This window comes from Kitasatospora sp. MY 5-36 (assembly GCF_001182915.1).
GTDB lineage: Bacteria > Actinomycetota > Actinomycetes > Streptomycetales > Streptomycetaceae > Kitasatospora.
Genome location: NZ_LFVW01000451.1, coordinates 1 through 9,589 on the forward strand (window position 1 = coordinate 1; position 9,589 = coordinate 9,589).

7 protein-coding genes are annotated in these 9,589 nt (G+C 74.1%); 4 read left to right on the forward strand and 3 right to left on the reverse strand.

The features are described from left to right. The first annotated feature begins 209 nt into the window (after positions 1 to 209). Positions 210 to 1,940 carry a DNA polymerase/3'-5' exonuclease PolX gene (gene polX, locus AE652_RS26400; RefSeq protein ID WP_049655820.1) on the forward strand — a complete coding sequence of 577 codons (1,731 nt, stop codon included), beginning with the start codon at positions 210 to 212 and terminating at the stop codon, positions 1,938 to 1,940. 52 nt (positions 1,941 to 1,992) lie between these two features. Here polX and AE652_RS26405 read toward each other — a convergent pair whose 3' ends face one another. Continuing rightward, the gene (locus AE652_RS26405; RefSeq protein WP_049655822.1) at positions 1,993 to 2,871 is read right to left on the reverse strand and encodes a carbohydrate kinase family protein; all 879 of its coding nucleotides are present in this window, start codon (positions 2,869 to 2,871) and stop codon (positions 1,993 to 1,995) included. Between the two features lie 3 nt (positions 2,872 to 2,874). After that, positions 2,875 to 3,876: a pseudouridine-5'-phosphate glycosidase gene (locus tag AE652_RS26410; RefSeq protein WP_063780274.1), complete on the reverse strand. Its 1,002-nt coding sequence runs from the start codon at positions 3,874 to 3,876 to the stop codon at positions 2,875 to 2,877. A 138-nt stretch (positions 3,877 to 4,014) separates the two neighbouring features. Between AE652_RS26410 and AE652_RS26415 the strand changes: the two genes are divergently transcribed. Continuing rightward, entirely contained in the window at positions 4,015 to 4,917 is a 903-nt protein-coding gene (locus AE652_RS26415) for a LysR family transcriptional regulator (protein ID WP_049655825.1), read from the forward strand. Between the two features lie 186 nt (positions 4,918 to 5,103). Then, the gene (locus AE652_RS26420; protein ID WP_082345977.1) at positions 5,104 to 6,768 is read left to right on the forward strand and encodes a peptide-N4-asparagine amidase; all 1,665 of its coding nucleotides are present in this window, start codon (positions 5,104 to 5,106) and stop codon (positions 6,766 to 6,768) included. Positions 6,769 to 7,111: 343 nt separating this feature from the next. Here AE652_RS26420 and AE652_RS26425 read toward each other — a convergent pair whose 3' ends face one another. Then, positions 7,112 to 7,804 (reverse strand): response regulator transcription factor, encoded by a 693-nt coding sequence (locus AE652_RS26425; protein WP_304414272.1) that lies wholly within the window; start codon positions 7,802 to 7,804, stop codon positions 7,112 to 7,114. A gap of 88 nt (positions 7,805 to 7,892) precedes the next feature. On the opposite strand from AE652_RS26425, the gene AE652_RS26430 reads away from it, so the two are divergent. Then, positions 7,893 to 9,476, forward strand: coding sequence for a metallophosphoesterase family protein (locus tag AE652_RS26430; RefSeq protein ID WP_049655827.1), 1,584 nt, complete (start codon positions 7,893 to 7,895; stop codon positions 9,474 to 9,476). Positions 9,477 to 9,589: the final 113 nt, after the last annotated feature.

Genomic DNA, 9,589 nt, shown 5'->3' on the forward strand with positions numbered 1-9,589 from the left:
CGAGCGGCTGATCGCGGGCGTGCGGGCGGACGGCCCGGTCGGGCCCGCCCTGCACCGCCTGGTGGTGGCCGCGGGCGGCCGGCTCGCGGTGGAGCCGACCCCCGGCGGCGGGCTGACCATGGTCCTGCTGCTGACCGTCGCGTACGACTGACGGAGTACACGAGGAAGTACACCCGGCGCCCCCGCCCCACCGACCCTAGACTTGCCCCATGCCCCGGCTCAACGACCAGGTCAGGGAGCTGCTCCAGGAGTACGCCGACCTGATCAACATCACCGGCGGGGACGCCTTCCGGGCCCGCGCCTACGAGAAGGCCGCCCGCGCGGTCGGCGGCCACCCCGAGGACCTGGCCGGCCTGGACGTCAAGGGCCTGCAGCAGATCCCCGGCGTCGGCAGGTCCACCGCCGAGAAGATCGCCGGGTACCTCGCCACCGGGACCATCCCCGCCCTGGAGGCGCTGCGCGCCGAGGTCCCGTCCGGCGTACGGGAGATGACGGCCGTCCCCGGGGTCGGGCCCAAGCGCGCCCTGACCCTCTACCGCGACCTCGGGATCGCCTCGGTGGACGAACTCGCCGCGGCCGCCCGCGCCGAGCGGCTCGCCGACCTGCCCGGCTTCGGCGAGCGCAGCGGCGAGCGGATCCTGCACGGCATCGAGCTGATGCGGCAGTCCGGCGGCCGCACCCTGCTGGACACCGCCACCGAGCTGGCCGAGCAGCTGGTCGCCGCGCTCTCCGCCGTCCCCGGCTGCACCCGCTGCGCGTACGCGGGCTCGCTGCGCCGGATGCGCGAGACGGTGGGCGACATCGACGTGCTCGCGACCGCGGCGGACTCCGCCCCGCTGATGGCCGCGCTCACCGAACTCCCCTACGTCGCCGAGGTGATCGGCAGCGGCGGCACCAAGACCTCGGTCCGTACCACCCAGGGCGTACAGGTGGACCTGCGGGTCCTCCCGGAGGAGGACTGGGGAGCTGCGCTGGTCTACTTCACCGGCTCGAAGGCGCACAACATCCGGCTGCGCACGATGGCCGTCCGGGCCGGGCTGAAGCTCTCCGAGTACGGGCTGTTCGAGGTGGACGGCGGCGCCAAGGTGGTCTCGGAGACCGAGGAGGAGGTGTACGCGGCGCTCGGCCTGCCGTGGATCCCGCCGCCGCTGCGCGAGGACCGGGGCGAGATCGAGGCCGCGCTGGAGGGCGGACTCCCGGACCTGGTCCAGGAGTCCGACCTGCGCGGCGACCTGCACACCCACACCGACCTGACCGACGGGCTCGCCACCCTGGAGGAGATGGTCGACACCGCCGCCGCCCGCGGCTACTCCTACTTCGCCGTCACCGACCACGCCCCGGACCTGGTGATGCAGCGGATGACGGACGAGAAGATGCTCGCCCAGCGCGAACAGCTGCGACAACTCGCCGACCGGCGCAAGAAGTTGCGCCTGCTGCACGGCACCGAGCTGAACATCGGCCCGGACGGCGGGGTGGACTGGCCACCGGAGTTCCTGGCCGGCTTCGACGTCTGCGTGGCCTCCGTGCACTCGCACTTCGCCCTGGACCGGGCCGCCCAGACCCGTCGGCTGATCCGCGCCTGCGAGAACCCGTACGTGCACGTCATCGGACACCTCACCACCCGCCGGATCGGCCGGCGCGGACCGATCGACGTCGACCTGGACGCCGTGTTCGAGGCCGCCGCGCGCACCGGCACCGCGATCGAGATCAACAGCTCCCCGCAGCGGCTCGACCTGCGCGACGAGGACGTCCTGCGGGCGAGGCGGCACGGCGTCCGGTTCGCGATCGACAGCGACGCGCACGCCACCGGCCAGCTCGGCTACCCGCGCTACGGCATCGGCACGGCGCAGCGCGGCTGGCTCACCGCCGAGGACGTGGTCAACACCTGGACCTGGCAGAAGCTGAAGCACTTCCTCCGCAAGGACGCGGTGCCCAGGTAACCCCGGGCAGGCCCGCCGCCGACGGGCCCGCCGAAGGGCACCCGCCGAAACGTCACTCCCCGCCGAAGGAGGCCCCGGGCGAGGCCAGCACCCGGGCCGCGCTGCGGTGCCCGAGGCCGGCCGCGCGCCCGAGGTCCCCGGTGTCCAGGAAGCCGGCCAGGAACCCCGCCGCGAAGGCGTCCCCGGCCCCGGTGAGGTCGCGCACCTGCGCCACCGGCGGCACCGGCACCATGGCCAGCGGCTCGCCCGGGACGTCGACGGCGGTCGCCTCGGCGCCCGCCTTGGTGACCACCGTGGTGGCCGCCAGCCGGGCCCGCTCCGGCCCCGGCAGGCCGCCGACCAGCAGTCCGAGGAACGCCGACTCGGAGCGGTTGGCGAACACGAAGGTCGGCGCCAGCCCGGCCAGCAGGGCCAGGAAGCGCTCCCGGCCGAAGCGCTCCAGCATCCCGGTCGAGGAGGCGTCCACCGAGGTGGTGCCGCCCGCCCGCCGGACCCGGGCGAGCGCGTCCACCGCCGTACCGCCGACCGGCTCGCCGTCGAAGGAGTAGGCCGGCACGTGCAGGTGGGTCAGTCCGGCCAGCCAGGCGTCCGGGACCCGCTCCAGCAGCGTGGCGGCGCCCCGGTCGGGCAGCATGGTCCGCTCGCCGCCCTGGTCGATCAGCACCACGACGCTGCCGGTCCGGCCGCGCCGGGAGACCCGTACGTCCACGCCGTGGCCGGTCAGTTCGGCGACGACGCCGTCCCCGACCGCGTCCTCGCCGACGCAGCCGAGGAAGCGGGCCGGGTACTGCCCGGCGGCGAAGCAGGCGACGTTGGCCGCGCTGCCGCCGCGCCGCCGGAAGACCCGGGCGCCGGAGTCGGTGCCGTGCCGCAGCGGGCCGTCGGCCCAGACCACGATGTCCTCGACGAGGTCCCCGAGCACCCCCAGCACGGCTCAGGCCCCGGTCTCGACGGCGCCCGCCGAGGCCGCAGCACCCGCCGCAGCAGCACCGGAGGCACCGGACGCACCACCGGCCAGCGCCGTCGCGATCTCCCCGCCGAGCCGGACGTTGCCCCGGTACACCTCGACGTTGACGTCCAGGCTGCGCCCGCCGGTGTCCCGCTGGATGAAGTCGAGCAGGAACGGCGTGGCGGCGTTCCCGGTGACGCCCTGCCGCTCGGCCTCGGCCCAGGCGCGGGCCAGGATGCCGTCCAGTTCCTCCGGCGGCAGCTGCTTGGCCGGGTCGACCGGATTGGCGATCAGGACGGCCTGCGGCAGGCCGAGCCGGTCGCGGGCCTCGATCACCCCGGCGGCCTGCTCGGGCGACTCCACGCTGAAGTTGATCTCGTGGCCGGAGTCGGTGACGTAGAAGCCGGGGTACCTGCGGGTGCGGTAGCCGATGACCGGGATGTTGTACGTCTCGAAGCGTTCCAGGGTGGCCCGGATGTCGAGGATGGACTTCACGCCCGCGCTGACCACGGTGACCGGGGTGGCCGCCAGGGCGGTCAGGTCGGCCGACTCGTCGAAGCTCTCCGAGGCGCCGAAGTGCACGCCGCCGAGGCCGCCGGTGGAGAAGACCCGGATGCCGGCGCGGTGGGCGAGGAAGGCGGTGGCGGCGACGGTGGTGCCGCCGTGCCGGCCGAGCGCGGCGACCACCGGGAGGTCGCGCAGGCTCACCTTGTCCAGGCCGTCGGCGGCGGACAGTTCGGTGATCTGTCCGGTGCTCAGCCCGACCGTGGGCACCCCGGCGTGCACCCCGATCGTGGCGGGCACGACGCCCGCCGCCCGCAGCTGCCGCTCCGCCTCCAGCGCGACGGCCAGGTTGCGCGGCCGCGGCAGGCCGTGGGTGAAGATGGTCGACTCCAGGGCGACCACCGGCCGGCCGTCGGCGAGCGCCCGGGCGACCTCCTCGGAGACCTGGACGGCGGGAGCGGCGGGGGGAAGAAGTCCGGTCATGATGCGAACTCTCTGTGAGGCTGCCGCTGCGGTGGGGCAACGTGCTGCTCAGCGTATGGACGGTTCACATCGGAAACCAGAATGAGTACTGAGGTTTCTGATAGGCCATCACCTATTGGTTCGTCTACCCTGCCACCCATGGGTTTCACCTTGCGCCAGCTCCAGGTCTTCCTGACCGTCGCCGAGACGCTGCACTTCGGGCGGGCCGCCGAACGGCTGCACATCTCGCAGCCGACGGTCAGTCAGGAGGTCGCCCGGCTGGAGCGGACCGTCGGCGTCGAGCTGTTCGACCGCAGCCGCCGCTCGGTCGCGCTGACCGAGGCCGGCGAGGTGATGGCCGCCGAGAGCACTCTGCTGCTCCGGCAGGCCGAGACGCTGCTGACCCGGGTGCGGCTGCACGAGGAGTCCCGGCTGGGCACCGCCCGGATCGTCGCCTCGCCGAGCGTGGTGAACCGCCTGCTGCCCGCCGTGGTCAGCCGGGCCGAGCAGGAGCTGCCCGCGCTCGACACCGCCGAACTGGCCGTGGACACCGGGCAGGTCTCCGCCACCCTGGCCGCCGAGCTGGCCGACATCGGGCTCGGCCGCTTCCTGGACGAGGTGGACGGCTACCGGCTGGAGCGGATCGCCGACGAACCGGTGCTGGTCGCGCTCGGCCGGGACCACCCACTGGCCCGCCGGAGCAGCCTGCGCCTGGCCGAACTGCGCGACCTGCCCCTGCTGTTGTGGCCGCGCGAGCAGCACCCCCGCTACTACGACCACGTGCTCGGCCTCTGCGCGGAGCACGGCGTGGACCCGCCGGTGCTGGTCAGCCCGCCCCGGATCGTCGGCTCCCGGCTCTACCTGCTCGCCCGCAACCGCGCCTTCTCGCTGGTGCCCGGCTCGATGACCGGCCACCTCACCGAGGACGTGGCCACCGTACGGCTGGAGGGGCGGGCCGCGCTGCCGCTGGAGATGCAGTGGCGGACGGACGACCGGCGGCCCCGGCTGGCCTCGCTGCGGGACCTGATCCGGCAGGAGGCCGCGGAGTTGGAGGACCGTTGACCCGACGCACTCCGTGACCGGCCCGGCCCGACCCACTCCCTGTCCGGCCCGACCCGACCCACCCGCCGGCCCGGATCCGGTCGGCGCGAATCCTTGACGCTAGCATGCCACCCCCGGAAGGATTCCCGGATCATCCGACCGGCCCGCGGCACCCGCCCGCGGGCCGCCCGACCCCGGGAACCCGCCTTGGCCCTGCGCCCGTTGCTCCGCCGCACCGCCGGTCTGATCGGCGCCGCCGTCCTCACCCTGGCCGGCACCCTCACCGCCGCCGCCCCGGCCCACGCCGACTTCGGCACCGACTACCACGACCCGGTCACCGCCACCAAGCCGCTCACCCGCCCCGACACCCGCTCCTGCACCGTCGAGGTGATGCACGAGCGCGAGTTCCGCAACGGGTACGGCAACCCGCCGGACACCCCGTACAACGCCACCCTCGCCCCGCCCGCCGACTGCGCCGGCCCCTGGTCCGCGGTGGTCATGGACCTCCACGGGCAGGTCGCCGGGCGGCAGTTCGACCGGATCTTCAGCGTCCGCGTCGGCGGCGTCCAGGTGCTGCTCTCCTCCACCCCGGAGCCGTCCAAGGACGGCATCGCCTGGAACGTCGAGCACGACGTCACCCGCTACGCCCCGCTCTTCGCGGGCGGCCCGCAGGAGTTCTCCTTCGACCTCGCCAACGTCACCGACGCCACCTACACCGGCGTCTTCACGATCAGCGCGAAGCTGACCTTCTACACCGCGGACGCGCACTGGCCGGCCGCCCGCTCCGCCGACCGGCTGCTCACCACCGGCCCGTTCGGGCTCACCCAGGCCGCCCCCGCCGCCGGGCGCGACCTCGTCTTCCCGCAGAACCTCGAACGCCTCACCGCCGAGGTCTACGCCCGGGGCGGCGGCGCCTGCGAGGAGTTCGCCTACGCCTCCGCACCGGACGCCTTCGCCGCCGCCAACCCCGGCAGCGGCATCTGCGGCAAGGGCCCGTTCCGCGAACTGCGGCTCACCGTGGACGGCCGGGTGGCCGGCGCGGTCTGGCCGTACCCGGTGATCTACACCGGCGGCTGGGACCCATTGCTCTGGCGGCCCGTGCCCGGCGTCTTCGCCTTCGACCTGCCCGCCTACCGGCTCGACCTCACCCCGTACGTCGGACTGCTGCTGGACGGCCGGCCGCACAGCGTGGGCGTCACCGTGAACACCGCCGAGGCGCAGAGCAACGACGTCTGGACCGGCCAGGTCAACCTCTTCGCCGAGACCGACCACGGCGCCGCCCGCACCACCGGACAGCTCACCGACCACCGGGTCGCCCCGGAGGCCACCGTCGCCACCGACCTCGCCGACCACGGCGGCGGCAGCGGCGACTGGACGGTCACCGCCGCCCGCGACGACCTCGCCCGGGGCTGGGTGCAGACCTCGCACGGCCGGATCACCACCGAGGTCCGCGACGAGCTCGCGTTCCGCTCCGCCCAGCGGCTGCGCGACGGCGGCAACGACGTGACGCTGCACAACGGCACCGACCTCACCCGCACCACCGCGACCTGGGGCGGCGGCCCGCACCGCACCACCACCGTGCACGAGGGCGAACCGCTGGACGTCAGCTACCGGGTGAGCCGCGACGCGGCCGGGAACACCGACCAGACCACCGCCATGGAGCTCGGCTACCACCGCGAGGCCACCGCGGCGACCGGCGGCCACGTCACCGAACGCTCCACCGTCGACCACACCCTGCGCCCCACCGCCCGGCGGCACGACGGGGACCGCACCGTCCGGACCGGCGGCAGCACGGAGGAGTACCGCAGCACCGGGCCCGACGGGCCGTACCAGCGGACGCTGACCTTCGTGGACGGCTGGCCGCGCTCCTGACGGAGGTCTCGTCGCCACGCAGCCCCGCCAGCCGATCCACCCCGGATTGCCCGAGTTGCGAAAATTGGTTGGATTCATACCGTTCACCCCTGGTGCACAGCCCGCAGGAGGCGCATGATGGGAGATGGACCTGCGAGGTAGCTGAAGGAGTTCGACCGCAGGAGGCAGTGGCGACGGATCGAGACGGATCAGGGTCCGACGCTGGATGACTACCTCGGTCGACGATCGAACTACCGGCCGGAGGACGTCACGTCCGGAGGCCACCCCCACCTCGTAGGTTCCGCGCGTCCACGGAGCATCCCCTCGGCCCCGTGGGCGCGCACCCGTCTCCGCGGCACCGCCGCTACCGCTCCTGCGCCGCCCAGCCCATCTCCCAGGCGTGCACCGCGATCCCGACCCGGTTCGCCACCCCGAGCTTGCGCTGGATGCTGGCGACGTGGGTCTTCACCGTCCCCGGCGAGATGAACAGCTCCGCGGCGATGTCCGCGTTGGTGCGGCCCGCCGCGACGTGCCCGGCGATCTCCACCTCCCGCTCGGTCAGCGGCACCACGAGCGCGGGCCGCCGCCGCTCCGGGCGGCGCGGAGCCGTCACGTGCCGCAGCAGCCGGACGGTGACCGACGGGCTGATCAGGCTCTCCCCGTCCGCCGCCGCCCGCACCGCCTCGGCCAGCAGGGACGGGCCGGAACGCTTCAGCAGGAAACCGGACGCCCCGTGCCGCAGGGCCGGGTACACGTACTCGTCCAGGTCGAAGGTGGTCAGCACCACGACCCGCACCGGCTCCGCCACCCCCGGCCCGGCCAGCCGCCGGGTCAGCTCCAGTCCGTCCATCCGCGGCATCCGGATGTCCACCAGCGCGACGTCCGGCCGCAGTTCGGCCGCCAGCTCCAGTGCGGCGAGCCCGTCCGCCGCCTCGCCCACCACCTCGATGTCCGGCTGGGCCGTCAGGATCCGCCGCACACCGCGCCGTACGGCCTCCTGGTCGTCCGCGATCAGGGTGCGGATCACCCGCGGGCCGTCGCCGTTCGTCCTCGTCACGCCCAGCAGTGTGACGCACGGGTGACGGACGGGAAAGTTCACGCGGCGGACCCGGCGCGGTTCACCTTCGTCCGGTGGGCTGGCCGCCATGAACGATTCCAGTGGACGTCTCCCCGTCAGCAGGCGCGGGCTCCTGGCCGGGGCGACCGGCGTCGGCCTCGGCGGTGCCGTGTCCCTCTCCGGCGTCTCGGCCGCCCCCGCCGCCGCCTCCCCGGTGCTCTGGCAGCGGCCGGACCGCTCCGGCGCGCCGCGGGTGGCCGGCCTCCACCTCCAGTTCGGCTCGGACGCCTCCCGCGAGGTGGTGGTCTCCTGGCACACCACCCGGTCCGTCGGCAACCCCCGGGTGGTGTACGGGACTTCGAACGGCGGCTTCGGCCGGACGGTCCAGGCCGCGACCCGCACCTACCGGGACGCCGCGTCCGGCACCGAGGTCCAGACGCACCACGCCCGGCTGACCGGCCTGCGCGCCGACACGGACTACGTCTACGCCGCCGTCCACGACGGCACCACCCCCGAACTCGGCACCGTCCGCACCGCCCCGCGCGGCCGGTCCGCCTTCACCTTCACCAGCTTCGGCGACCAGGGCACCCCGACCCTCGGCAAGAAGACCGCCAACGGCTACGTGAACGACAACCTCGGCAGCCCCGCCGCCGGCGACACCACCGCCGGGGTCGAGCGAATCGCCCCGCTGTTCCACCTGCTCAACGGCGACCTCTGCTACGCGAACATCGCCACCGACCGGGTCCGCACCTGGTCCGACTGGTTCGAGAACAACACCCGCTCGGCCCGCCACCGCCCCTGGATGCCCGCGGCCGGCAACCACGAGAACGAGAAGGGCAACGGCCCGATCGGCTACGGCGCCTACCAGGCGTACTTCGAGCTGCCGGACGCCCGCTCCGACGCGGAGACGCGCGGCCTGTGGTACTCGTTCACGGCCGGCTCGGTGCGGGTGATCAGCCTCAACAACGACGACGTGGCCTACCAGGACGGCGGCAGCAGCTACGTCCACGGCTACTCCGGCGGCGCCCAGCAGCGCTGGCTGGAACGGGAGTTGATCGCGGCCAACGCGGACCCGGGGATCGACTGGATCGTGGTCTGCATGCACCAGGTGGTGATCTCCACCGCCGACAAGTTCAACGGCGCCGACCTCGGCGTCCGCGAGGCCTGGGTGCCGCTGTTCGACAAGTACGGCGTGGACCTGGTGGTCTGCGGCCACGAGCACCACTACGAGCGCTCGCACCCGATCCGCGGCCAGCAGCCGACCGACACCCGCACGCCGATCCCGGTCGCCACCGGCACCGAGACCATCGACACCACCAAGGGCACCGTCCACATGGTCATCGGCGGCGGCGGCACCTCGGCCCCGTCCAACCAGCTCTTCTTCAGCCCCGCCAAGGCCCGGGTGATCACCGGCGTCGGCGCCGTCGACCCGGCCACCGGCAAGCGCCCGCCGGTGTACGTGATCGAGGACGCCCCCTGGTCCGCCTTCCGGGACGCCGACAACCCGTACGGCTTCGCCTCCTTCGACGTCGACCCGGGCGGGCGCAACGGGCAGACCACGATCGGCGTCACCTACTACTCCGTCAGCGGGCCGTACGGGGACCTCGTCCCGGTCGACCGCTTCACCCTGACCCGCCCGCGCGGCACCCGGGGCGGCGGCCGGGGCCACTGAGCGCGACGCACCCGGAAGCGGGGGCAGCCTTGCGGCGCCGGCCGACGCCACAGAGCGCGTGCCTCAGCGCCCCGGCAGGGAGCAGCTGACCCGCCAGCCCCCGGGCGTGCCCG